At 45.6% G+C, this 23327-nt stretch carries 23 protein-coding genes, 2 tRNA genes and 1 pseudogene; 14 read left to right on the top strand and 12 right to left on the bottom strand.

Annotation, left to right across the window (positions count from 1 at the left end; all coding sequences use genetic code 11):
• Positions 1-71 precede the first annotated feature (71 nt).
• Together EAE30_RS08635 and EAE30_RS08630 are read right to left on the bottom strand one after the other, a co-directional pair.
• Positions 72-902 (bottom strand): CheR family methyltransferase, encoded by an 831-nt coding sequence (locus EAE30_RS08635; RefSeq protein ID WP_123015560.1) that lies wholly within the window; start codon positions 900-902, stop codon positions 72-74.
• An 11-nt stretch (positions 903-913) separates the two neighbouring features.
• The gene (locus EAE30_RS08630; RefSeq protein ID WP_123015559.1) at positions 914-1840 is read right to left on the bottom strand and encodes a chemotaxis protein CheV; all 927 of its coding nucleotides are present in this window, start codon (positions 1838-1840) and stop codon (positions 914-916) included.
• A 78-nt stretch (positions 1841-1918) separates the two neighbouring features.
• On the opposite strand from EAE30_RS08630, the gene flgA reads away from it, so the two are divergent.
• The 3 genes from flgA to EAE30_RS08615 all read left to right on the top strand — a co-directional run bounded on the left by flgA (position 1919) and on the right by EAE30_RS08615 (position 3548).
• Positions 1919-2662, top strand: a complete 744-nt coding sequence (flgA, locus tag EAE30_RS08625; RefSeq protein ID WP_123015558.1) for a flagellar basal body P-ring formation chaperone FlgA — start codon at positions 1919-1921, stop codon at positions 2660-2662.
• A 108-nt stretch (positions 2663-2770) separates the two neighbouring features.
• Positions 2771-3094, top strand: a complete 324-nt coding sequence (gene flgM, locus EAE30_RS08620) for a flagellar biosynthesis anti-sigma factor FlgM (RefSeq protein WP_123015557.1) — start codon at positions 2771-2773, stop codon at positions 3092-3094.
• 28 nt (positions 3095-3122) lie between these two features.
• Positions 3123-3548, top strand: a complete 426-nt coding sequence (locus EAE30_RS08615; RefSeq protein ID WP_123015556.1) for a flagella synthesis protein FlgN — start codon at positions 3123-3125, stop codon at positions 3546-3548.
• Between the two features lie 79 nt (positions 3549-3627).
• Here the strand turns inward: EAE30_RS08615 and EAE30_RS08610 are convergent, their stop codons facing one another.
• Both EAE30_RS08610 and EAE30_RS08605 read right to left on the bottom strand, forming a co-directional pair.
• Positions 3628-4068: an LPP20 family lipoprotein gene (locus EAE30_RS08610; RefSeq protein WP_123015555.1), complete on the bottom strand. Its 441-nt coding sequence runs from the start codon at positions 4066-4068 to the stop codon at positions 3628-3630.
• Between the two features lie 10 nt (positions 4069-4078).
• Positions 4079-4714 (bottom strand): FlgO family outer membrane protein, encoded by a 636-nt coding sequence (locus tag EAE30_RS08605; protein ID WP_164711818.1) that lies wholly within the window; start codon positions 4712-4714, stop codon positions 4079-4081.
• Positions 4715-4879: 165 nt separating this feature from the next.
• Here EAE30_RS08605 and EAE30_RS08600 point away from each other — a divergent pair, with 165 nt between their 5' ends.
• From EAE30_RS08600 to EAE30_RS08590, 3 genes are all read left to right on the top strand, one after another.
• Positions 4880-6028, top strand: a complete 1149-nt coding sequence (locus EAE30_RS08600; RefSeq protein ID WP_123017311.1) for a flagella assembly protein FlgT — start codon at positions 4880-4882, stop codon at positions 6026-6028.
• Positions 6029-6154: 126 nt separating this feature from the next.
• Positions 6155-6230 (top strand) — tRNA-Arg (locus EAE30_RS08595).
• Positions 6231-6457: 227 nt separating this feature from the next.
• Positions 6458-6964 carry a Fe3+-citrate ABC transporter substrate-binding protein gene (locus EAE30_RS08590; protein WP_123015553.1) on the top strand — a complete coding sequence of 169 codons (507 nt, stop codon included), beginning with the start codon at positions 6458-6460 and terminating at the stop codon, positions 6962-6964.
• A 143-nt stretch (positions 6965-7107) separates the two neighbouring features.
• On the opposite strand, the gene gltX is transcribed toward EAE30_RS08590, so the two are convergent.
• Positions 7108-8541, bottom strand: a complete 1434-nt coding sequence (gene gltX, locus EAE30_RS08585) for a glutamate--tRNA ligase (RefSeq protein WP_123015552.1) — start codon at positions 8539-8541, stop codon at positions 7108-7110.
• Between the two features lie 240 nt (positions 8542-8781).
• Here gltX and EAE30_RS08580 point away from each other — a divergent pair, with 240 nt between their 5' ends.
• Both EAE30_RS08580 and EAE30_RS08575 read left to right on the top strand, forming a co-directional pair.
• The gene (locus tag EAE30_RS08580) at positions 8782-11487 is read left to right on the top strand and encodes a heavy metal translocating P-type ATPase (RefSeq protein WP_123015551.1); all 2706 of its coding nucleotides are present in this window, start codon (positions 8782-8784) and stop codon (positions 11485-11487) included.
• Positions 11488-11636: 149 nt separating this feature from the next.
• Positions 11637-12512, top strand: coding sequence for a TraB/GumN family protein (locus EAE30_RS08575; protein WP_123015550.1), 876 nt, complete (start codon positions 11637-11639; stop codon positions 12510-12512).
• Between the two features lie 147 nt (positions 12513-12659).
• Here EAE30_RS08575 and EAE30_RS08570 read toward each other — a convergent pair.
• Positions 12660-12736: transfer RNA gene (locus tag EAE30_RS08570), tRNA-Pro, on the bottom strand.
• A 443-nt stretch (positions 12737-13179) separates the two neighbouring features.
• Between EAE30_RS08570 and smrA the strand changes: the two genes are divergently transcribed.
• On the top strand, positions 13180-13758 hold the full coding sequence (smrA, locus tag EAE30_RS08565) for a DNA endonuclease SmrA (protein ID WP_123015549.1): 579 nt from the start codon (positions 13180-13182) through the stop codon (positions 13756-13758).
• A gap of 94 nt (positions 13759-13852) precedes the next feature.
• Positions 13853-14761, top strand: a pseudogene (gene rluF / locus EAE30_RS08560) (23S rRNA pseudouridine(2604) synthase RluF); the annotation flags it as partial.
• Between the two features lie 162 nt (positions 14762-14923).
• Here the strand turns inward: rluF and upp are convergent.
• Positions 14924-15550 (bottom strand): uracil phosphoribosyltransferase, encoded by a 627-nt coding sequence (gene upp / locus EAE30_RS08555; protein WP_199287084.1) that lies wholly within the window; start codon positions 15548-15550, stop codon positions 14924-14926.
• 246 nt (positions 15551-15796) lie between these two features.
• Between upp and purM the strand changes: the two genes are divergently transcribed.
• Together purM and purN are read left to right on the top strand one after the other, a co-directional pair.
• A complete protein-coding gene (purM, locus tag EAE30_RS08550; RefSeq protein ID WP_123015546.1) occupies positions 15797-16837 on the top strand; it encodes a phosphoribosylformylglycinamidine cyclo-ligase in 1041 nt (346 codons plus the stop codon).
• A gap of 3 nt (positions 16838-16840) precedes the next feature.
• On the top strand, positions 16841-17479 hold the full coding sequence (purN, locus tag EAE30_RS08545) for a phosphoribosylglycinamide formyltransferase (protein WP_123015545.1): 639 nt from the start codon (positions 16841-16843) through the stop codon (positions 17477-17479).
• A 76-nt stretch (positions 17480-17555) separates the two neighbouring features.
• On the opposite strand, the gene EAE30_RS08540 is transcribed toward purN, so the two are convergent.
• The 4 genes from EAE30_RS08540 to dnaQ form a co-directional block, all read right to left on the bottom strand.
• Complete coding sequence (locus EAE30_RS08540; RefSeq protein WP_123015544.1) at positions 17556-18398, bottom strand: class II glutamine amidotransferase; 843 nt, start codon at positions 18396-18398, stop codon at positions 17556-17558.
• 67 nt (positions 18399-18465) lie between these two features.
• On the bottom strand, positions 18466-19041 hold the full coding sequence (lpcA, locus tag EAE30_RS08535; protein ID WP_123015543.1) for a D-sedoheptulose 7-phosphate isomerase: 576 nt from the start codon (positions 19039-19041) through the stop codon (positions 18466-18468).
• Between the two features lie 169 nt (positions 19042-19210).
• Entirely contained in the window at positions 19211-20461 is a 1251-nt protein-coding gene (locus EAE30_RS08530) for a TIGR03503 family protein (RefSeq protein ID WP_123015542.1), read from the bottom strand.
• Between the two features lie 8 nt (positions 20462-20469).
• Positions 20470-21204 (bottom strand): DNA polymerase III subunit epsilon, encoded by a 735-nt coding sequence (dnaQ, locus tag EAE30_RS08525; RefSeq protein ID WP_123015541.1) that lies wholly within the window; start codon positions 21202-21204, stop codon positions 20470-20472.
• Between the two features lie 58 nt (positions 21205-21262).
• Here dnaQ and rnhA point away from each other — a divergent pair, with 58 nt between their 5' ends.
• On the top strand, positions 21263-21730 hold the full coding sequence (gene rnhA, locus EAE30_RS08520; protein WP_123015540.1) for a ribonuclease HI: 468 nt from the start codon (positions 21263-21265) through the stop codon (positions 21728-21730).
• Here the strand turns inward: rnhA and EAE30_RS08515 are convergent.
• Complete coding sequence (locus EAE30_RS08515; RefSeq protein WP_123015539.1) at positions 21722-22483, bottom strand: class I SAM-dependent methyltransferase; 762 nt, start codon at positions 22481-22483, stop codon at positions 21722-21724. The genes rnhA and EAE30_RS08515 overlap by 9 nt on opposite strands.
• A gap of 37 nt (positions 22484-22520) precedes the next feature.
• Here EAE30_RS08515 and gloB point away from each other — a divergent pair, with 37 nt between their 5' ends.
• The gene (gene gloB, locus EAE30_RS08510) at positions 22521-23279 is read left to right on the top strand and encodes a hydroxyacylglutathione hydrolase (protein WP_123015538.1); all 759 of its coding nucleotides are present in this window, start codon (positions 22521-22523) and stop codon (positions 23277-23279) included.
• Positions 23280-23327 lie beyond the last annotated feature (48 nt).

The following is a 23327-nucleotide window of genomic DNA, read 5'->3' as shown; positions in this document are numbered from 1 at the left end:
CAGAGCGTATCAACAAAAAAGCCCAAGCAACAGGGCTTGGGCTTTGGCTTTCATTGATATTACAAACTGAATTAGGCTTTAAGCTTATAAATGATACCAGGGTTACAACGCACCATCTCAAAGCGATCGGTTAAGCCAGTTAGCGATTCAGACGCGCCTAACAGCAAATACCCACCGGGGTTCAAACTGCTTGCCATTTGATTGAGTACTTTAGACTTCATATCCGCAGAAAAGTAGATCAACACATTACGACAGAAAATAATGTCAAACTTGCCTAAGGCTGAATAACTTTCCATTAAGTTCTGAGGGCGGAAGCTCACCAAGCGCTTTGCATTGTCTTTGATTTTCATACGACCATCACCCGCATCTTCAAAGAAGGCACGACGACGCTCCGGCGACAAACCTCGGCCTAATGCCAAGTTGTCATACACCCCAAGGCGACACATGTCCAACATGCTTGCGGAAATATCAGTGGCGGTAATCGATACATTCGGTAAAAAACCGGGACGCTTCTGCTGCATTTCCAATACGGTCATTGCCATAGAGTACGGTTCTTGACCAGAGGAACTGGCCGCAGACCATATTTTAATCGGTCGCTTGTTGGCGGCCATTTCTGGCAACAACCGTTCAGCAAGGACTTGGAATGGGTAAGTATCACGGAACCAGAGTGTTTCATTGGTCGTCATTGCATCAACAGCAGCAACACGCAACTCTCGATTACGCCCAGTTACGACATCTCGCAACAAGCTTGATAACGAATCACATTTGAATTTCGTGATCAGAGGACTCAATCGGCTACGTACGAGATACTGTTTACTATCTCCGAGTACAATGCCGCATTGAGATTCTAAAAACCGACAAAAATCACGATATTCTTGATCGCTTATTGTTATAGCAGTCATTCAATTCTCTTTTATTTAATAAGTGCCGTTTTAACCGCATTACCAAGCTCATCTGGGTTGAATTTCGCAATAAACGAATTTGCCCCTACCCGCTCAACCATCGCTTGGTTAAATACCCCACTCAGTGAAGAGTGTAGAATCACGTACAGATCTTTCAATTCACTGTTACGTCGAATTTCAGCAGTCAAAGTGTACCCATCCATCTCAGGCATCTCAATATCAGAAATCACCAAAGATATCTGTTCATAGATACTACCTTCTTTCGCCATTTCTTCTAATTTTTCATAGGCATCCTTACCGTCTTTGGTAAGGATACACTCGAAACCGATAGATTCAATAGCTCGTTGCACCTGTTTTCTTGCCACCGTCGAGTCATCGGCAATAAGAATGCGACGAACAATATCTGTATCTTGTTCAGCTTCAGCAAAAGATTCAGTGATGGATGAGTCCATCGTTTCATTCACTGGAGCGATTTCAGCGAGAATTTTTTCAACATCGATAATTTCGACCAGCTCGTTATCGATATTCGTTACAGCCGTTAAATAATTCGAACGACCCGCGCCACTTGGCGGGGGTAAGATCGCTTCCCAATGCATATTGATAATGCGTTCTACCGAGCTCACTAAGAACGCTTGGATAGTGCGGTTAAACTCCGCAATCACGACAAAACTTTTTTCAATGTCAGCGGTTGGACGTCCCCCCGTCGCGAGGCTCATGTCGATCACAGAAACCGTTTGACCACGAATGTGCGCGACACCGCGCACAAGACGGTGTAAATTTGGCATGGAGGTCAATTTGGGGCACTGCAACACCTCTTTAACTTTAAAGACGTTGATTCCATAGCGTTGTCGTCCATTTAAACGAAATGTAAGTAATTCTAATCGGTTCTGGCCGACGAGTTGCGTACGCTGATTCACAGAATCGAGAATACCCGTCATAAGCTTATCTCCATCTCAAACTTTTCTTTTAAAAGTGATAGTCTACTAGTGGCTATTAAAGAAACTAGAGAATTAATCATGAAAACAAAACCACATTTTGCCTTGCATGCTTCTCTTAAGTGTAGAACTTCCTATAAAACTTTTAATACCTTTATCGGCTTTTTATTGCTTTTCTTTAGTACAAATGTGCTATCTGCAACAGTCCAACAAATAAAATCAATTCAGCATGCTGCAGAACAACACGTTTTGAACACAGTTGACGCTCCTAGGGGTGGCAAGGTCAGTGCTGTTGCGGCCGATATTGACCGTCGAGTGTATGCCACTCAATGTCCCCAGCCTCTGCAGACGTCCTCGTCTTCCCATAATGGTTCTGCCAGCCATATTACCGTCTTGGTCGAATGTGCGGCGGATAACTGGAAGTTGTATGTTCCCGTTAAATTGACGTTGAGAGTCCCGATGGTAACGGCGGCAACGTCACTTGCCCGTGGACAAATCATTACGTCCCAAAATATTAGTATAAGTATGGAAGATATGCTGCGTTTTCGTCGCCAAAGCTTTAGTGTGCCCGATATGCTTTTCGGTGCTAAAGTGAAACGAAGCCTGCAAGTTGGCGATGTGATCACACAAAACGATGTATGCATCATCTGCCGCAACGATACCGTCATCATTCATGCAGGGTCCGGTGGTATGTCGATTACTACGAAGGGAACGGCGTTAAGCGATGGTATATTGGGGGAGCAAATAAAAGTAAAAAATAATAAATCCAACCGCATTATTGATGCAAAAGTGAGCGGAGTTGGTAAAGTTTTGGTACAATTTTAATGGGTGTATACACAAGTGCAGATATTTCTGGTAAAACTGCTAAAGAAAATGTATGCAGGGTCGATACTAGAAAAGACAATACTACTACTTTGATTAAAGGCTCCGCTTATGGCAGGCATTGATAATATACGTTCAGGACAATCGTTGACGACAACGAATCGCAGTTCTGTGCGTTCAGAAAACAATGTTTCTTCTCATCAAGCTGGCGAAACAAAGCAGACATCACATCATCGTCATGATGCCGTCTCTTTAAGTTCGCAAAGTAAAGCAATGGAAGAAATGAAAAGCAGTATGGCAAGCAGCCCGAGCTTCGATAGTGCAAAAGTTGCCGCGATTAAAGACGCGATTGCGAATGGCTCTTATGTGGTTGATCCAGATAAACTCGCTGATAGTATGATCAGATTTGAAAATGAGTTAAATGGTCAAATTTAATCACGGCACACTGGTGGCGAAATAACTTATGGCAGCATTAAGAGATTTAGTCGAGTTTCAACTTCAGAACGCGCAAGCGCTCAATGAACTGTTAGAAAACGAAAAAATAGCGATTACGTCGCGCGTTTCTGCAGACATAGAAGCCTGTGCCAAACAAAAGCTCACGCTGGTTTCACAGTTAAATAATACGGACCAGCGTATTGCCAACCATCCTGAAGTGTCGACCCTTGCCGAAGATAACGAACTCAGCCAGATGGTCACAGAGATTCGTACTTTGGTCGCTCGCTGCCAAGAAGCGAACACCGTCAATGGTGAAGCGTTAGCGCGCGCAAAAATGAGTTTCAATAAGCTCAACAACCTAATGCAGCAAAGCTTAGGGAAAACAGGCATGACTTATACAGAAACAGGTAAGACGCGCGGTGTCTCAACTTTGGGCACCAACCTAAAAGCCTAACACCAAACCAGACTGCCGATAAAAAACGCCCAGATAAAATCTGGCCGTTTTTGTGAAGAGAAGATGAAAGAGTAACGCTTTAGTATAAAGTGGATTGTCGGTTATCTGGAACTTGTTGAATTTCGCCAAAGCCCCGCAGTTTGGACATAACCTCGACATTCACTCGCATTTCAGTGACATAGCTATCTCCCACTTTATAACTCCGTACGACTTCGGCACCACGAATGATACCATCGACGGAATTTTTCGTTTCCTCTAATCCCAAGCGTTGATCTCGAACATTGGCACGACCACTGACTCTGACTCCATACACTTGCTCTGCTAGCTCTTTATAGGCGTCCATTTTTGATGCGCGCATCGCTCTGACTTGCTTTTCGTGCTCATCACGACCTTTTTGTTCACTGATCGTCGCATACCCCACCGCGTTGAGATACACCGGCTTATGCATTGCGGTTAAAGGCTGACATCCTGCAAGTGCACATAAGGCAAAGATAACCAATACACTATAAATTGATTTCATGGCTCTCTCCTTAAGGACGTAAGATGACCGTATTTGGGTTAGAAATATGAGGGTTAGAGCGAATAATCACCCCATCTTTGGTTCTCATTGAATCCAGCGTATCGAGATCTCGGCCAATACGATCAGCAGGTAAGAAACCTTCCGCGGTGGCCACGACAATGCGCGATTGTAACCCAATGACACGTGCATTCACGAGCACCCCATCATCTTGACGCACCATCGTCCCTGTCACGATATATTGAATTTGCTGCTCTTTCGATAGCTCTTTCCAATCACGACTCAACACAAAATCGCCTTCTCCCGTCACTTGTATTGAGCCGGTTGTTTTAAAATCAATGACTTTAAAACCGCGTTGCTGAAATTGATTAATAAACCCTTCAGAAACGGTATTGCCCAACCAATTGGTTGCATCTAAATTCTGCAAATCTACAAATGAGGCGATGGCAATCGGGGTCTGAGCTGTCACACTCGTATTCGATTCGAGCAAATCTTCTGTCATACTCTCCACAAAATAACTTAACGTATGTTGTGGACTTGTCATCAACATAAACCTCGAACCATTATACTGTTTTTTACCGGTATAGATGGGTGAGTATGCGCACGCAGTGAGCAGTATCACAGGTACCAAAATCAGCCACTTTTTCATTCTCTTCATCTCCAATCAAGGATTACGATATAGGCGCTCATTTTCCAACAATGATCAAAACTGGAACGCTCTTTGCTTTTCTCTATGTCACAATGCATACAGAATAGCGATATCTCCATCAGCTATACTAACCAAGCAAGATTTGTACCTAACTGGTAAATAATGATGAAAAAACGACTCTCTTTGCTTCTATCCATGGCTTTAGCCATGACCGTCACGACCCCAGCGGTTGCCGCTTGGTATGAAGTCACTGGCACGGCTCCGATGGTTTCTTCGATTGAAGATGCGCGTACTAATGCCATTAAAGATGCCCTATATCGTGCCGTGAACTTTGCCGGTGGAGACTTAGGTAACATACCTAATATCAGCAAGTTAATAACAAACAACCGCAATCAATATCAGTTTGCTAATAATGAAATACGCTATATGAGCATCGATAAAGTCGACACTCACCGTGGCAACATTCGGGTGAATGTCCGTATTGATATTTACCCGGAGGCAAGCACTTGCCATACCCAGCAGTACAAAAAAACCTTGCTGTTTACGCATATAAAAGTGGACTCACCACAACAAGCGGTCATGGGCAGTATTTACGATGTTGGAAAAAACTTTACTAAAGTATTCAGCCGCCAAGTTGAATTGGATTCACACAGCTTCGTTTCGCTTGGTGCGACCCAATATGATGTCAACGCTCATACCCCAGAGCGAGTCAAAATGATCGCCGAAGATACTGGGGCGCAGTATATTGTGACTGGTGATATCACAGACCTCAGCGCGACCTATCTAAAATATGGGGATTCGAATATGAGCATTAATCGAGAATTTGCCATGAAAATACAAGTCTTCGATGGAAAAACAGGGGTGCGAGTAATGGACAACAATTATCGTGATGCGGCACTTTGGCCTTTCGCCCGTACCAGCCAAGTGGATACGTCCACCGCTCGCTTCTGGGAATCAAGCTATGGACATATGCTGCGCCAAATCAGTCGTGATGCAATGCTGGATCTCGAAAATGAATTAGCCTGTAAGATGACCTTGCCAGAAGTGGTCGCTCGTTTTGGCAATACCGTGACGCTAAACCTTGGGCGCATTCATGGTGTTCAACCCGGGGATAAACTGCAACTTTGGCATACAGGTTCGTTCATCGATCAACGTGGCATCGCTCGCACCAAAGTCACGCGCAGTGAGATCTCACTCACGGTATCAAGGGTGTATGAAAATGACGCTGAAGCGACGATCAATCAAGCCGATTTAGCCGCAAGCGTACAAATTGGTGATGTCATGAATAAGCCACTGCCCAACACCTATAACTAACCACAAGGCACGATACTCTCTGTCATAGAACTATACAGGGAGTATCTCATCACCCAGCAGCGCTTAAAGTTTACAGTTCTGTATTCAATCTCAAGCAAAAATACTATATAGTACATATCCTTAAGTGTCCCCTTAGTTCAGCTGGATAGAACAAGGACCTCCTAAGTCTTAGACGTGAGTTCGAATCTCGCAGGGGACACCATCTCAACAATCCATCCATTTTCCGTTCTTTGCTATTCGCCTTTCGTAGCAAAAAACCTGAACCGAGTTCACATAAGCCTTATTGAACAACAAGTGCTAACTTAATATCGCATATTCTTGACCAAAATCTGAAATACATACGTTATCTTCTTGTTTTGATCAGTCGATGATTCCGACATGTTGCTACTAATCATATTATTTGATTAATACAGACCGATAGATAAGAAAATGAAGAAAAGTAATTTGGAGACCAATACCGGTCATCGATTCATCTCGAAAGCAAAAACCGCCTATAAAATTCATATTCATACTCCGGATGATAATGTATTACATCGCTCGGTTGGCTTTGTGCGCATTGGTGAAAAGCGTGGTTTACAGAAGGCAATAAAACTGCGGAATGAACTGGGTTCAGAGATGTGGGGCAAACATTGGCGAAGGATTTTAAAAGATCCGTATCTCATGACCCGCCTTCCTCATAGCTTAGAACCTAAAATCATTTACAAGCCTCGACCCACACTTGATAACCCTGACTGTCGTGATGCCTGCTACATCGCAGCATGGCGCCACTACGATGACCAAGGTAAATGTACGTTTAAAAGTGTCGTGTGTTCGATTAATAAACACGGCAAGTTAGCGGCGTATAGCAAAACAAAGAAAGCATTATTGGATGCACATAAAGAGTATCTAGATATTCTGGTGTACATGGGACGCCTCAACAGTATCGATCTCAAATAAGGATGCGTTCCTTATGGCTGTTTTGCGTATGTCTACTCTCAAGTAGACTCGTGTCATTTGTCAGTGCTTGACGCCATCAATAACGAAAAAGCCGCAACGTTATCCGTTGCGGCTTTGCTATGCTAGCTATTTAGCGAAGTGTCTTACTGTGCGTTTGCTTCGCGCTGAGCAATGTAATCCAATGCCAGTTTAATGCGTTGGATCATGCGTTCTTGACCAATTAAATGCATAACCGCGTCAACCGATGGCGATTGGCCTGCGCCCGTTGCTGCAACACGTAGTGGCATACCAACTTTGCCCATACCAACCTCAAGTTCCGTACAAACCGCTTCAATCACTTGATGCAAGTTTTCCGTCGTCCATTCGCTCTCACTGAGCGCTTCAATCTTACTAAGTGCTAATTCAAGCGGCGCCTTAGCGACACCACGTAGGTGTTTTTTCGCTGCTTTTTCGTCGAATTCAGTAAAATCTTCGTAGAAGTAACGCGATTGCTGGGCAAGTTCAACCAGAGTATGAGTACGTTCACCCACCAGTTTTACCACCTCAGCCATGGCTGGACCGGTATCTTTATTGATGCCTTGATCGTTAAAATGCCACTCTAAGTGTTTCGCCACATAATCGGCATCCAATGTTTTGATGTAATGGTTATTCAACCATTGCAGCTTGTCTGTATTGAAAGCAGACGCCGATTTAGAAATATCATGTAAATCAAAGAATTTTATCATTTCTTCAGGCGTAAAGATCTCTTGGTCACCGTGGCCCCAACCTAAACGAACTAAGTAATTCATTAACGCTTCAGGTAAGTAACCTTGATCACGGTATTGCATTACCGAGACCGCGCCATGTCGTTTTGATAATTTTGCCCCATCATCACCAAGAATCATCGCACAGTGTGCGAATGTAGGCACTGGCGCGCCCAACGCTTCATAAATGTTAATTTGACGCGGGGTATTATTGATATGATCTTCACCACGAATCACATGAGTAATGCCCATATCCCAGTCATCGACAACCACACAAAAGTTGTACGTTGGAGAGCCGTCGGTACGACGAATAATCAGATCGTCCAACTGGCTATTACTGATTTCGATGCGGCCTCGAATTTGGTCGTCAAAGACGACACTGCCTTCTTTCGGGTTACGGAAGCGCACGACGCATGGGTCGCCTTCTTTAGCCGCTTCATTCACCGCTTTAATTTTTGGATGATTCGCATCGTAGCGCGCCATTTCTTTATTGGCTTCTTGCTCAGCGCGAATTTCATCCAGAAGCTCTTTCGATGCGTAGCATTTATAGGCTTTATCTTGCGCTAAAAGCTGCTCTACTGCTTCGTTATAACGCTCATAACGATGAGTTTGATAATAAGGTCCTTCATCCCAATCTAACCCCATCCACGTCATGCCTTCGAGAATGGCATCAACCGCTTCTTGCGTTGAACGTTCAACATCAGTGTCTTCAATACGCAATACGAATTCACCACCTTGGTTTTTCGCATATAACCAAGAATACAGCGCGGTACGAGCACCGCCAACGTGAAGATAGCCTGTTGGGCTAGGAGCAAAACGAGTTTTAACCGTCATTATGAATACCTTTCTATGAACCTTACGCCAAATCGACAGCGTAAGTGAAATTTAGCCATAGTCTACCACTGCGAGGATATTAACGACAATTGTCGTTTAGCGTATCGGCTTTTATTCGTCGCTCAGTAAGCAAAACGCATGCTGTGATCATGACATCCTTGACCTTGACGTAAGGGCAAGGTTTATGATGAGTGATAGACAAAGTCATCGACCTCTTTTTTCCTTCACTAAGGAGCACACATGCGACATTATGCACTGGCACTCAGCGGACTTCATTGCATGGGGTGTGCACGAAAATTAGAACGCCAGTTAAACCGTGATATTCAAGACCTAGTGATACATGAATTATCTCCAACCTTCATTGAATTAGACGCAGAAGCGACCTTTGGTGACCTGCTGCAAAGTATGAACGAACTGGGCTACTCCGCAGGTAATGACTACACCTTTTCTCTTAAAGGATTACACTGCGCAGGCTGTGTTAACACGCTCACACACTATCTTGAGCCAGATGAAGATATTGCCAATCTCTCGGTCACACAGGAAACACTGTCATTATCCACCCCTCTATCCAAATCTGAGATTCAGGCCAAAGTTGCCGAGGCAGGTTACCAAGCGGTGGATGAGGACACTCAAGAAGATAGCGTGTCATCTACCGAGACGCACACACACACCACCGATGCGCGTCACGGTCAGCAAGATGTGAACAATACACCAGCGACAAAAGATCAGGACAGTGTCTCTCTCATGGTCGAAGGCATGAGCTGTGCCAGTTGCGTGTCGTCCGTGGAAAAAGCGATGCTATCGGTATCAGGCGTCGACCGCGCACAAGTGAACTTAGCCGAGCAAAGTGCATTAGCGATTGGGCAGGTTGAGGATATCGATGCCTTAGTCAATGCGATTGAACAAGCCGGCTATCACGCCCACCCGGTCGAAGATCCAGCCGATCAGCAACGCCAACAACAAGAGCAACTGCTCCAAACGAAACGACGCCATTTACGTAATGCTGTTTTAGGTCTGGCTACAGGGTTGCCTCTGATGCTATGGGGCGTCTTGGGGGGCGATATGTCAGTCACTTCAGACTCTCAACGGCTCGCCTGGGGAGTCGTTGGCATTGTCTGCTTTGCCGTGCTCGCGACGGCAGGTCGTCACTTCTACGTCAATGCGTGGCGCTCTCTTGCCCACAAACGCGCGACCATGGATACCTTAGTGGCATTGGGCACGGCCGTCGCTTGGATGTATTCCATGACGGTGATCCTCATCCCCAACTGGTTCCCCCTTGCTTCACGGCACGTTTACTTTGAAGCCAGCGCGATGATTATCGGGCTGATCTCATTAGGGCACTATATAGAAACCAAAGCCAAAGCACGGACAACGCATTCATTACAAGCCCTGATAAAACTGCAACCTCATCAGGCGACCGTGATTCGCGATGGAAAAGAAGACACCATTTCTGCCGATCAGATTCAGCAAGGGATGAAACTGCGCATTAAGCCAGGAGAAAAATTTCCGGTTGATGGCGAAGTCGTGAGCGGTGATTCTTACGTGGACGAAGCCATGCTCACCGGAGAACCGATGCCGGTGCATAAAGGTCAATCCGATACCGTATCCGCCGGAACGCTTAACCAAGATGGTACATTAGTCATTGAAGCGACGAATATTGGCGCTCATACCCTGCTATCGCGCATTATCCGAATGGTACGTCAAGCTCAGAGCAGTAAACCGAAAATCGCAACGCTCGCCGATCAAATTTCGGCCGTGTTTGTCCCTGTCGTCATCGCCATTGCATTCCTCACAGCACTGGCTTGGTACGTGATGGGCCCAGAGCCAACATTGAGTTATATGCTGGTCGCGGCCACCAGCGTCCTCATTATCGCCTGCCCTTGTGCGCTCGGCCTTGCCACCCCATTGTCCATCACCGTTGGTGTGGGCAAAGCTGCTGAACTTGGCATGCTGATTAAAGACGCTGACGCCTTACAAACCGCCAGTCAGGTTTCCGCGGTGGTGTTTGATAAAACAGGCACACTCACTCAAGGTCAACCTTGCGTACAGGACGCCACCTTTGTGGCGGCAGAAAAGGATGTCATCGGCTTAGCCTATGGTCTGGAGCAACACTCAGAGCATCCACTTGCACAAGCCATTTGCCAGTATGCCATCAATCAGTCCGTGACACCGGCCGAAATCAGTGATTTTAACAGCCAGCGAGGCAAAGGGATCGCGGCCCGTTACCAAGGGACTACGGTCTCAGTGGGGTCTATCCGCTACATGCGCGATCTGGGCGTGGATTTGACCGACATTGAATCAACGTTAGAACACTATCAAAACAATGCATGGACGCCCGTTCTCATTGCTCGTGAGCAAGATATTCTAGGCTGCTTTGCTATTTCTGATCCACTGAAGGACGATGCTCACGCGACCGTGCAAGCGTTAAATGCCCGAGGAATTCATACGGTGATGTTGACAGGAGATAATCAAAACGTCGCCGAGGCGATGGCATCGAAACTGGGGGTACAACAAGTCATCGCTGGCGTACTGCCTGACGAAAAAGCCCAACACATTGAACGCTTACAACAACACTATGGCATTGTTGCTATGGTAGGCGATGGTATGAATGATGCGCCTGCACTGGCGCAAGCCGATGTCAGCATGGCCATGGCTTCGGGAAGTGATATCGCCATTGATACCGCATCAATCACATTGCTGCATTCATCACCGATGACCCTAGTTCACAGCATCGACTTATCAAAAGCGACGATGCAAAATATCAAACAAAACTTATTGGGTGCCTTTTTCTATAATACGCTCGGCATTCCAATCGCAGCAGGCGTCCTCTACCCTGCCTTCGGTTTCATGTTAAGCCCTGTCGTAGCAGGCACAGCCATGGCATTATCTTCAATCACTGTTGTGACCAATGCCAACCGCCTACGCTGGTTTACGCCTAAACAGTAAGCCCCACATGATATCAGCCACGTTAACGGCCGAAAGAGGCCTTAACGTGGCAATCTCACATCGTTGCCCGTTAAGCACACGTCACACTTCTCATTAAGCCCGAAAGTCCGTACAGTATCCTCATCCATTATTAAGAACTTGATATTGCTATGCGCTTAACCTTTCCGATTGGCTTAGTCGCCAGTATATTGACTGCCTTCTCTTTTACATCCAAAGCCGAACCGCTGTATTGGCATTTAACCAAGGGCGAACGAAATATCTATGTCATTGGCTCCGTTCATGTCGGCACTCAATCGATGTACCCACTGCCACATGCGATTACGCAAGCGCTTGAGCACAGTGATGGATTGATCGTCGAAACCGACATTCGCCAAACCAAGGGGATTCACTATCCCAAACAAAACGTAAAAACCGAAGAGGTGCTTGATAGCCAACAACTCAAAACTCTCAATAAAGTCACAGAGCAACTTGGCGTCAATAACCAGCAATATCGCAACATGTCTCCATGGGCTGCCGCGCTCTCCATTCAACAGTTAACCATGCAGCAACTCGGTTATGATGCAACACAAGGCGTCGATAGTTATTTACTCTCTCAAGCAACGCAACAACATATCCCCGTGCTCGGTTTAGAATCCTTACAATCGCAAATTAATTTGTTAACTCAGCAAGCCGATCAAGGCAAAGCTTTATTACTGTCTGCGATCACTGACTGGAAAAAAAACCGCCGAGTCATGCAATGCTTAATTAAAAGCTGGACCTCCGGGGATGAGAAGCACTTGTGGACGTTTGCCCAGAGCGATCCTTTATCCAAAAGTATGCAAACGGAGCTAGTAGAAAAGCGAAATGCAGCGTGGGTAAAAACATTAAGCACAGACGATTTTTATCCAAAACCGCAAGGGACTTATGTCATGGTCGTCGGAGTCTTACACCTGATTGGTCCAAACAATGTACTCAATCAATTGGAAAGTCGGGGATTTCACGTTGAGCGGCTCAACAAAACGACGCGAGTGGGATGTCAATTTTAACAACGCCCCTCAAAGGGCATCACTTAGGCTCAATACCGGAAGCAAGCCGATTGAGCCTTATCACCAGCGTCAACACAAAAGACGATAAGCCGCTGATAAAAAGCCGATACAAAAAAGCCCCGACATCACTGTCGAGGCTTCGTAATATGGTCGGTGAAGAGGGATTCGAACCCCCGACCCTCTGGTCCCAAACCAGATGCGCTACCAAACTGCGCTATTCACCGAGTTGTTGCTACTGCGTTTTATCGCTGACAACGAGGCGTATAATACGGATTCTATTACAAGGTGCAAGGACTTTATGACAATTGCCTTTCCACTCGTACAAATAGCCATCAATTCGCTAATAATGTGAGCAAGTATACAGCAACGCAATCAGACAAACGTCTCCCCACATCCTTTTGATCTGGATCATGAACGGCTCCCATCGCAGTGCTATGGTAGAACAGTCGTCAGGCATAATAGTGAGTGCCTACCTGCTGATTAACAAAGATTCATTACTATGCTGACGACACATCTCCTCACTAAGCCTCTAAACAACGTGTATTTGTTGTCCAACGGAGTAGTCTCTTTCTGCTCCGTTTTTTTGTCCCTTCTTTTCTAGATATCTTATCTCTGTGCTTGATATAATTGCCTCTGTCCCATGACAGCAGAGTAAGAGGTGCGAGCAATGGCTGAAGACGATTTTCAACTGTTCCAACAAATGATGCAAGATGTGAAACCCTTGACCCACGACACCGTCACCTGCCAAACGCAACATCAAATCACGCAGGCTCACCAAGCTCGTCAACTCGCGGCGACGCGTTTCACCGAACAGGACTCAGACTATTTATCATTAGACTCCGCTCCCATGCTCAAACCGGAAGCCATGCTGAGTTTCAAACGTAATGGTGTTCAAGAAGGTGTGTTCCGTAAACTGCGCTTAGGCAAATACGCTATTCAAGCACGCCTTGATTTACATCGACGTACGTTGTCACAAGCCAGAGAAGAGATCCTCACCTTTGTTAAGCAATGCCTACGTATGGAACTACGTACCGTTATCATCGTGCATGGTAAAGGGCAACGCGCTGACCCTCCCGCGCTGATCAAAAGCTATGTCGCCCATTGGTTACCACAGATTGCAGAGGTACAATGCATGCATAGCACGCAACATTATCACGGTGGGACGGGCGCCGTTTATGTCTTGTTGAAAAAGACACCGCAGCAGAAATTAGAAAACAAAGAGCGTCATCAAAAACGGCTTGGTTAAATATCGAGACCTGTTAGAATGCGCGCTCGTTCCAACACCTACATAGTCTGATTAGGCGTTGTACCCTTATTCCGATGAAATTTGAGGAGTTCCCATGTCCCAACTCGCTGAGAAGCGTCTCAATAAGTACATCAGTGAAACTGGCTTTTGCTCACGTCGAGCCGCCGATAAACTGATCGAAGAAGGTCGAGTGACCGTCAATGGTGAACAACCTCAGATGGGCGTTAAAGTCACGACGTCGGATAACGTCTGTGTCGACGGAAAGCCGATTGGCAGTAAAGAAAAGCCCATTTATATCGCTCTCAACAAACCCACCGGTATTACCTGTACCACGGAACGCGATATTCCTGGCAACATTGTCGATTTTATTGGTCATTCAAAACGTATTTTCCCGATTGGTCGCCTTGATAAACCTTCCGATGGCCTGATTTTTTTGACCAACGATGGCGATATCGTCAATAAAATTCTTCGTGCTGGCAACCATCATGAAAAAGAGTACGTGGTGCGTGTCGACAAACCCATCACTGAGGCGTTTTTGCAGCAAATGGCGGCTGGCGTTAATATTCTCGATACCGTCACCCTACCTTGTAAAGTGACCAAAGAAACCAAGTTCAGCTTTCGCATCGTACTGACGCAAGGGTTAAATCGCCAAATTCGTCGCATGTGTGAAGCACTGGGGTACGAAGTGTTCAAATTACGTCGTGTGCGCATTATGAATATTTCATTGGATGGCATACCAAATGGCGAATGGCGCTACTTAACCGATGAAGAAATTACGACCATCTTAGCGATGTGTGAAGGTTCTGTCAGTACAGAGGAAGCCTCTCGACAAACTGAGCAAGGCCGACATATTCGCAAAGCAACCGATGCCAAGCTCTACGATAGCCGCGAAGAAAATCAAGCCTCCAAAGCACGTCGTAACCAAAATCCGCGCACGTTCCGTGGCAATAATGCTGAGAGCTTTCGCCATGCGCCTAACTCCAAAAAAGGGCGCGGTTCATCTTCATCTGCCATCAAAAAATCCGACAATCATCGCCAGCACCAGAAAAGCGGTGGCACGTTAAGTTTAAAAAATAAACGTTCTACATCGTAGTACTATCACCATAAAAAAAGGGAGCCGAGCTCCCTTTTTTTATTTCGTGTCTAGACACGTCATGTCTCACAATTACACTGTGCCGAAAATCTTATCACCAGCATCACCAAGACCAGGTACGATGTAGCCTTTCTCATTGAGCTTTTCATCAATGGCAGCGGTATAAAGTTCCACATCCGGATGCGCTTTTTCAAGAGCCGCAATGCCCTCAGGTGCAGCAACAAGTACTAATACTTTAATGTGCTCACAACCTTGTTCTTTGAGCAAATCGATCGTCGCGATCATTGAGCCACCTGTCGCTAGCATCGGGTCAACGACTAACGCCATACGCTCATCGATGTTAGAGGCTAACTTATTAAAATACGGCACAGGCTCTAATGTGGTTTCGTCACGGTACACACCGACAACACTGATACGTGCACTCGGAATGTGCTCTAACACGCCATCCATCATACCAAGACCAGCACGCAAAATCGGCACGACGGTCACTTTCTTACCTTTAATTTGATCGATCTCTACTGGACCCATCCAGCCTTCAATGGTGACTTTTTCGGTTTCAAAGTCAGAGGTTGCTTCATAAGTTAAAAGGCTACCCACTTCCGTTGCTAACTCACGAAAACGTTTCGTACTGATTTGACCTTCGCGCATCAACCCCAGTTTGTGTTTTACCAGCGGGTGTTTCACTTCAACAACTTTCATTTCCATCTCCGGTATAATTTAAATAAACCTGCGGATTATACACCCATTGTTCGCAGTTTTACATGACAATGTAAACCATTACTTAACCACACACATGACATCGTGCCATTCACAACACATAGGCACAGTCATTGAGCAATATTTTCAGTAAAATTGACGAAAAAACTGACGCAAACGTTTTCCTTTTTGTTTTAAGACTTGTAGAATATCGCCGTTTTCCCATTAAACTAGAACTGAGGATGTCCCGTGAGCGGTAACAACACTTCTCTTAGCTACAAAGATGCTGGTGTCGATATTGACGCTGGTAATGCGCTTGTTGATCGTATTAAAGGTGCAGTAAAACGTACTCGTCGTCCCGAAGTCATGGGTGGCATCGGCGGGTTTGGTGCTCTGTGTGAATTACCGACCAAATACAAACATCCCGTCCTAGTCTCCGGTACCGATGGTGTGGGGACCAAACTGCGTCTAGCGTTAGACCTGAAAAAACACGATACCATCGGTATTGATCTCGTTGCGATGTGCGTGAACGATCTCATTGTTCAAGGTGGCGAGCCCCTCTTCTTCCTCGATTACTACGCCACTGGAAAATTAGATGTGGATACTGCCGCCGATGTCGTTACTGGTATCGCGGAAGGCTGCCTGCAAGCTGGTTGTTCGCTTATTGGTGGCGAAACCGCAGAAATGCCTGGCATGTACGAAGGCGAAGACTATGATGTGGCTGGTTTCTGTGTCGGTGTGGTTGAAAAAGACAACATCATTGACGGAACAAAAGTAGCCGCAGACGATGCCCTCATCGCGGTAGGTTCAAGTGGCCCTCACTCAAATGGTTACTCGTTGATCCGTAAAATTTTGGACGTTTCTAACGCGGATAAAAATGAATTACTGCAAGGCAAAACCATTGGCGAACATTTACTTGAGCCGACAAAAATCTACATCAAATCCGCACTGAATTTGATTGAAGCTCATGATATTCATGCCATTTCTCATATTACTGGCGGTGGGTTCTGGGAAAATATTCCTCGCGTTCTCCCTGAAGGAACAAAAGCGGTGATTGATGGCAGTAGCTGGCAATGGCCACCTATCTTTGATTGGCTACAAGAAAAAGGCAACGTTACCCAGCATGAAATGTACCGTACTTTTAACTGTGGTGTGGGCTTAATTATTGCGCTGCCAGCCGATCAAGCCAGCGATGCAGTAAATCTTTTACAAAAAGAGGGTGAAACTGCTTGGGTTATCGGTACAATTGCCAACTCAAATGCGAATGAAGCTCAAGTCGAGATACAATAATTTATGAAAAGTGTAGTTGTTTTAATTTCAGGAAATGGTTCGAATTTACAAGCGATTATTGATGCTTGTGACTCCAGCATTAAAGACGGTAAAGTAACAGCTGTTTTTTCAAATAAAGCAACAGCTTATGGTTTAGAACGTGCAAAAAAAGCCGATGCTAAACCCGTATTTATTGATCCTACCGATTTCGAAAGCCGCACGGCTTATGACGTAGAATTAATGCGCCAAATCGATACATTTACCCCAGATCTTGTCGTGTTAGCTGGATTTATGCGTATCCTAAGTGATGGTTTTGTCCGTCACTTCAAAGGCAGAATGATTAATATTCATCCATCGTTATTACCGAAATACCCAGGACTGAACACCTATCAACGGGCTATTTTAGCCGGTGATGAAGAGCACGGAACCAGTGTGCACTTCGTGACTGAACAATTAGACGGTGGACCTGTTATTTTGCAAGCGAAAGTGCCCATTTTTGATGGCGATTCGATTGAAACGCTCACAGAGCGAGTTCAGACGCAAGAACATCGCATCTACCCTCTTGTGGTGCAATGGTTCGTTGAAGAGCGTTTGACGATGCAAGATGGCAAAGCCTATTTAGACGGTGAACTGCTCGGGATGCACGGTTACGCGGACGAATAAATCGGCTAACTGACTCGATAAAAAGGTTGATGGAACACATCAACCTTTTATTTTGTCTGCATTTTCGCCCCTTCGGCTACAGCGGTTGGCTTGGTGCTTGGTTGCCGGGTTTCTTCTCTGCAAATGGGACATCCGTTAACTCGTGAGCATTGGTATCCACTTGTTCACCTAAATAGAACACCCCATACTCGCCAGGTTTCATTCTTAACCAAGATTCATTCAGCGTTAGTGGCTGAGTCGCAATCACTGACACGACATCCGTTGGGGTTGTTTCTTCTTGAAAGTTCACTTCCACTTCTTCATCAATCAACGTCGCATGACCAAATGGCGCTTTACGTGTAATTCGATACAGGTGGTTGGTGCAATAGGCCATCACATACTCGCCGTCAGACAATAGCATATTAAATACGCCCTTCTGTCTCAATTCATCACACAGGGTTGCGACATAACGTAAGACTTCTAACTTGTTCTCGGGAGGCGTCGGAAAACGCGTTTCCATGGCATTAAGCAGCCAGCAAAACGCATACTCGCTGTCGGTCTCTCCGACTGGGCGACGTGAGCCAACGGGCAAGCTTGTATAATCGGTCAATTGTCCATTATGAGCAAAAGTCCAATAATTGCCCCAAAGCTCGCGTGTGAATGGATGGGTATTTTCTAAACTGATTTTACCGCGATTCGCTTGACGAATATGACTAATCACGGCTTGGCTTTTGATCGGATACTCTTGCACTAAGCGTGCGATAGGAGATTCATAGCTAGGATCGGGATCTTTAAAGGTTCGAAAGCCACGGCCTTCATAAAAAACAATGCCCCACCCATCTCTGTGAGGGCCTGTACGACCACCGCGTTGCACTAAACCAGTAAAGCTAAAACAAATATCTGTCGGCACGTTTGCGCTCATGCCCAGCAATTCACACACTGTGTAAACACTCCTCTATGCTGTCCCTCACACAAGGGTTAGGGACAGCATGCTCAATAAGTCCCGATTATGCCATCTCTTTTTCAATCAATTGAATAATAATATGGATAATTTTGATATGGATTTCTTGGATACGGTCAGCATAACCAAAATGCGGGACGCGTATTTCAATATCCGCTTCACCAGCCATCTTGCCACCATCTTTGCCAGTTAAAGCAATGGTTTTCATTCCTTTCGCTTTAGCAGCCGCGATCGCATTTAAGATGTTACCAGAGTTGCCTGACGTCGATAAACCAAACAGAACATCGCCACTCATGCCAACCGCTTCTACGTAACGAGAAAACACATAGTCATAGCCAAAGTCATTACTCACGCAAGACAAATGACTAGGATCTGAAATCGCGATGCCTGGATAACCAGGACGGTTCTCACGATAGCGTCCAGTGAGTTCTTCAGCAAAATGCATCGCATCACAATGGGAGCCGCCATTACCACAAGACAGCACTTTACCGCCTTGTTTAAATGAATCGGCGATCAATGTTGCAGCGGCTTGAATTTGCGCAATATTAGTATCATCACTCAAAAAGGCATTTAATACCTCTGCAGCTTCGCTCAGTTCTTGTTTGATCAAATCTTGGTACATAGGATAGTGTCTCTTTAGTTAATCATTCGACGGCTTGAATATCGATATTGGAACAGGCAAAGTTTACCGATTCCTTTGCCTCTGTCGATAGAAAATAGAAAAGAATTGGACATCCGCCCACACTCTGACTAATTAAAGTACAAACGCCATTTAACCTCGTTCAGCGCGCTTATTTTTTCGGCACCTCAAGTTGCATTTCTGGGAGCATGGCTTTTCTCGCTCGCACTTTGCGGACAATAAACCAAATCAATATGGCCAAGACAATCACCACGACATTACCGACAATGATATAAATGATGGCCTTTTTCCGCTGCTCAGCGCGTTGCTCTAAGATCGCTTGCTCTAGCTCTTTCTTACGACGCTCCGCTTCCTGCTTTTCTTGCATTAGACGAGCTTGTTCAAGATCGACTTCATGCACAATGCTGTAGGATTTCTCGCTCATAGGAAACACCAACGCGCGTTTGCTTGCCAAATCATTGGCATAGAGATTGCCTGACCAAGTATATTGACCAAACTCTTGCGTATTAGGAATATTGACAGACAGCGATAGAGAATCTTTGTCTGACTGAGCATCAAAATGCTCAACGTGCCCCTGTTCATCTTTGTGGGTGATCTGCATAACCAGCGAGCCGGGCTCCAGTGAGCCTTGCTCACCACTGACGACAACTTTATGAGGCTGCGATTTATCACGAGATTGAATCAGCGTATCGGTATAAGGGGTTGGATAGACCAACACCGTTTGCTCTTGTGCTCGCAAAAATACCCCGTTCCCAGAGGTAATGCGCGCGCGGTATTTCCCCGGCTCAATACTGATTGGCAATGCCACGGTAAACACTCCATCCCCCGCTTTTTCATCTAAGCCTCGCCCATCATCAGCGAACTCTCCGAGCACATCAGGAATAGGGCGAGCTTCTTTGGCAAGCGACTCTTCGTTTTCTACATACGGAGTAAACGTCACCTTGAGTTTGACCTTATCTAAAAAGTCTCTCAGCTTAAGTGGTTTATCGTTAGAGGTTAATTGCGCGGTGTATTTGAGCGTTTCACCTTGATAAAGCCGCTCAGGAAAATGATCCGACGTCAGTTGTAAATTGGAAATCAGCTTTATGTGATTATCAGGGGTGACTTTGCCCACCGCTTGCCACGGTCCGGGCATCGGCTTTTCAATCGAGATAATGTCCATGGAGGACTCTTGATACCATTTAACGTTATCTGGCGATTTCCAAGCGTAGTATTTTTTACCGTCAGGTCGCACTAAAACAACGGGACGAGAAGGATTTTTACGGTATATCACAAATGTGATCTGCTGAATGCTGGGATCGACACGAAACCGATTATCCAGTAGGGATATGGTCGATTCACTCGCAGCCCAAATACTGCTGCTCATCAGCCATACAACTATCCCAATTATCACCTTGTGCATACAAGCTCCTACTTTGTCCAAAGGCAATCGTTGACTAACTCCAACCTTTCTTGGTGTGCTTGTAGTTCATCGGCCGTGGCAGGTAATACCTTTAATGGTTTTCGCCCAGCCGCGACTCTTTTTATGACATTGCCCCCCGTTTCACCATTACCGTTACTCCCCGACGAAAACTGTAAGGAGGTTTGTCCCCCGGTCATAAATAAATAAACGTCAGCCAGAATCTCGGCATCGAGCAAAGCGCCATGCAACGTTCGATGAGAGTTATCTATACCGTAACGCTCACACAATACATCCAAGTTATTGCGCTTACCGGGGAAGATTTTCTTCGCCATTGCCAACGTATCGGTGATTTTGCAGACATCTTCCGTTTTAACGCTATTGGCATTGAGCTTGGCAAACTCATAATCCATGAAGCCCACATCGAAGGGCGCGTTGTGCGCGACCAACTCGGCGCCTCGAATAAAGTCGAGAAATTCGTCATGAACATCGCCATATTCTGGTTTATCAACCAGAAATTCATCGGTAATACCATGGATGGCAATCGCTTCTTCTTGTATGTCACGATCCGGTTTGAGGTATACGTGAAAATGGCGTCCGGTTAATTTACGATTGATGATTTCCACCGCACCAATTTCAATAATGCGGTGTCCTTCGTAGTGCGGTCCACCCTCTCGGTTCATACCGGTGGTTTCCGTATCAAGAACAATAATACGGTTGTACTCAGAGTTGCTGCTAGTATTCATTATGATCTATCTGTGTCAGACTATGTCAATTATGTGCGTTTATTAATAATATCAAATCATGAAGAAACACGTCGAAATTTTCACTGATGGTTCGTGTCTTGGAAACCCAGGTCCTGGTGGTTATGGAATTGTGTTGCGGTATAAAAACACCGAAAAGACACTCAATAACGGCTACTATCTTACCACGAATAACCGGATGGAAATGTTAGCGGCGATTGTTGCCTTACAATCCCTCAAAGAATCTTGTCAAGTCACTCTAACGACCGATAGCCAATATGTCCGTCAAGGTATTACTCAATGGATTCATAACTGGAAAAAGCGCCAATGGCAAACCGCCGCCAAGCAGCCAGTTAAAAATGCCGATCTATGGCAAGCATTGGATCGCGAGTCGCGGCGCCACGACCTGACTTGGAACTGGGTAAAAGGTCATGCGGGGCACCGCGAGAATGAGATGTGTGATGAACTTGCTCGTGCGGCGGCCGAAGCGCCAAGCAATGATGACACGGGGTATCAGGCATCACGATGAGGACGTATCATGAACATGATAGTCTATCGAGTCTTGTACCTTAAAGTTAACGCCTACAGGGTAAAAACGGCGTTTAAAGCGCCAGTGTGGCTTAATCGGTTGCAAGGGATACGTGCGTTTGCGAGCGACAATAAAATATAAACAACCAAAACGCGCTCCCCACCCGCCTAACGAGTTTTCTAGCCAAGTCCACATGGTACGATAACGATGGATAGGAAAGGTCGCATACTGGTCGCAAGAGACCACTTGATAATTCAGTAGTCCCAACCAATCTTTGACTCGTGTGGGCGTAAACATGCGCCCACTCCATGGCAAGCTTTTTTTCTTCCATGGTAGTAATCGTTCAGCGCCCATCCAACTGACCGGATTGAAGCCAGTAATGATTAACGACCCATCATCAATCAATACACGATCCACTTCACGTAGCAAACGGTGAGGATCATGACAAAAATCCAATTGATGCGATAAAATAACTGCATCAATGCTTTTTTCTAGGAACGGTAAGTCATAGTAATCGGCGATCACCGTATGCGCTGGATTCGTCAGATCTAGATGAACTTGGTGTTGAATATTACACTGACTACTGGCAAGCTCACAACTTAAACCACCAAGCTTGAGCATATGATACCCAAACAGTTTAGGGCTCCATTCATCAAGGCGCATTTGAATCGACTCACTCACCCATTGGCCATTTTTTAGCTGTGACCAAGTATGAGGTTGTTCCATTTTTATTTTACTGCGTGCTGGTTTCATTGCTAACTCACTTCACCTGAGCGACTGGAGATAACTCATGTTACATATCAAAAGCATACCTGCATTCGATGATAATTACATCTGGCTAATTCACAATGATGAAAATCGTTGTGCCATCGTCGATCCCGGCGAGGCTGCGCCAGTTCTTGAGTATCTACAAGAACACCAATTAACTCCAGATGTCATTTTAATTACTCACCACCACTCTGACCATATTGGTGGCGTTCCCGATATTGTTCATCATTACCCGCAGGTCAATGTGGTGACGCCGAAAAACGAACCGATCCCGACACAAACTCATGCCGTATCAGAAGGTGACCAAATCGAGCTATTCAACCATCGCTTCAGCGTAATGGAATTACCCGGCCATACGCTCGGCCATGTCGCCTACCTCGGTGACAATAAACTGTTCTGTGGCGATGTGCTATTTTCTGCTGGCTGCGGACGCGTGTTTGAAGGAACTATGGCGCAAATGTATCACTCTCTAAACAAATTGATGACATTACCAGAAGAAACCGAAGTATATTGCGCTCATGAATACACCACGAGTAATGTTGCGTTTGCCATGGCGGTAGAGCCAGACAATCAAGCATTAAAACATTATCGGGACGACGTCATTCGCTTAAGAGCGCAGGACAAATCCACATTACCAACAACATTGAAAGTACAAAAAGCGATTAATCCTTTTTTAAGAACAACGGAAAACACCGTAATTAAATCAGTCACTAATCGTACTCTTGATACGAAACCACTTTCCATTTTCACAGCACTACGTGAGTGGAAAAACGAATTTTAACGTTTTCTTACTTGTCAGCACAGTGAGCTGGCAAGTATTATCAGCTGC

It is taken from the genome of Vibrio zhugei, assembly GCF_003716875.1.
GTDB classification, from domain to species: Bacteria; Pseudomonadota; Gammaproteobacteria; order Enterobacterales; family Vibrionaceae; genus Vibrio; species Vibrio zhugei.
The sequence above is the reverse complement of the archived record's forward strand: the minus strand, read 5'-3'. Positions and strand labels throughout refer to the sequence as shown.

Coding starts and splice junctions, on each gene's coding strand:
- EAE30_RS08575 (WP_123015550.1), top strand. CDS start 11,637: ATGCGCTTAACCTTTCCGATTGGCTTAGTCGCCAGTATATTGACTGCC.
- EAE30_RS08615 (WP_123015556.1), top strand. CDS start 3,123: ATGGCAGCATTAAGAGATTTAGTCGAGTTTCAACTTCAGAACGCGCAA.
- gltX (WP_123015552.1), bottom strand. CDS start 8,541: ATGACGGTTAAAACTCGTTTTGCTCCTAGCCCAACAGGCTATCTTCAC.
- rnhA (WP_123015540.1), top strand. CDS start 21,263: ATGAAGAAACACGTCGAAATTTTCACTGATGGTTCGTGTCTTGGAAAC.
- purN (WP_123015545.1), top strand. CDS start 16,841: ATGAAAAGTGTAGTTGTTTTAATTTCAGGAAATGGTTCGAATTTACAA.
- gloB (WP_123015538.1), top strand. CDS start 22,521: ATGTTACATATCAAAAGCATACCTGCATTCGATGATAATTACATCTGG.
- EAE30_RS08515 (WP_123015539.1), bottom strand. CDS start 22,483: ATGAAACCAGCACGCAGTAAAATAAAAATGGAACAACCTCATACTTGG.
- EAE30_RS08610 (WP_123015555.1), bottom strand. CDS start 4,068: ATGAAATCAATTTATAGTGTATTGGTTATCTTTGCCTTATGTGCACTT.
- EAE30_RS08630 (WP_123015559.1), bottom strand. CDS start 1,840: ATGACGGGTATTCTCGATTCTGTGAATCAGCGTACGCAACTCGTCGGC.
- EAE30_RS08590 (WP_123015553.1), top strand. CDS start 6,458: ATGAAGAAAAGTAATTTGGAGACCAATACCGGTCATCGATTCATCTCG.
- upp (WP_199287084.1), bottom strand. CDS start 15,550: ATGAAAGTTGTTGAAGTGAAACACCCGCTGGTAAAACACAAACTGGGG.
- EAE30_RS08605 (WP_164711818.1), bottom strand. CDS start 4,714: ATGAAAAAGTGGCTGATTTTGGTACCTGTGATACTGCTCACTGCGTGC.
- EAE30_RS08580 (WP_123015551.1), top strand. CDS start 8,782: ATGCGACATTATGCACTGGCACTCAGCGGACTTCATTGCATGGGGTGT.
- EAE30_RS08600 (WP_123017311.1), top strand. CDS start 4,880: ATGAAAAAACGACTCTCTTTGCTTCTATCCATGGCTTTAGCCATGACC.
- flgA (WP_123015558.1), top strand. CDS start 1,919: ATGAAAACAAAACCACATTTTGCCTTGCATGCTTCTCTTAAGTGTAGA.
- smrA (WP_123015549.1), top strand. CDS start 13,180: ATGGCTGAAGACGATTTTCAACTGTTCCAACAAATGATGCAAGATGTG.
- dnaQ (WP_123015541.1), bottom strand. CDS start 21,204: ATGAATACTAGCAGCAACTCTGAGTACAACCGTATTATTGTTCTTGAT.
- flgM (WP_123015557.1), top strand. CDS start 2,771: ATGGCAGGCATTGATAATATACGTTCAGGACAATCGTTGACGACAACG.
- lpcA (WP_123015543.1), bottom strand. CDS start 19,041: ATGTACCAAGATTTGATCAAACAAGAACTGAGCGAAGCTGCAGAGGTA.
- EAE30_RS08530 (WP_123015542.1), bottom strand. CDS start 20,461: ATGCACAAGGTGATAATTGGGATAGTTGTATGGCTGATGAGCAGCAGT.
- EAE30_RS08635 (WP_123015560.1), bottom strand. CDS start 902: ATGACTGCTATAACAATAAGCGATCAAGAATATCGTGATTTTTGTCGG.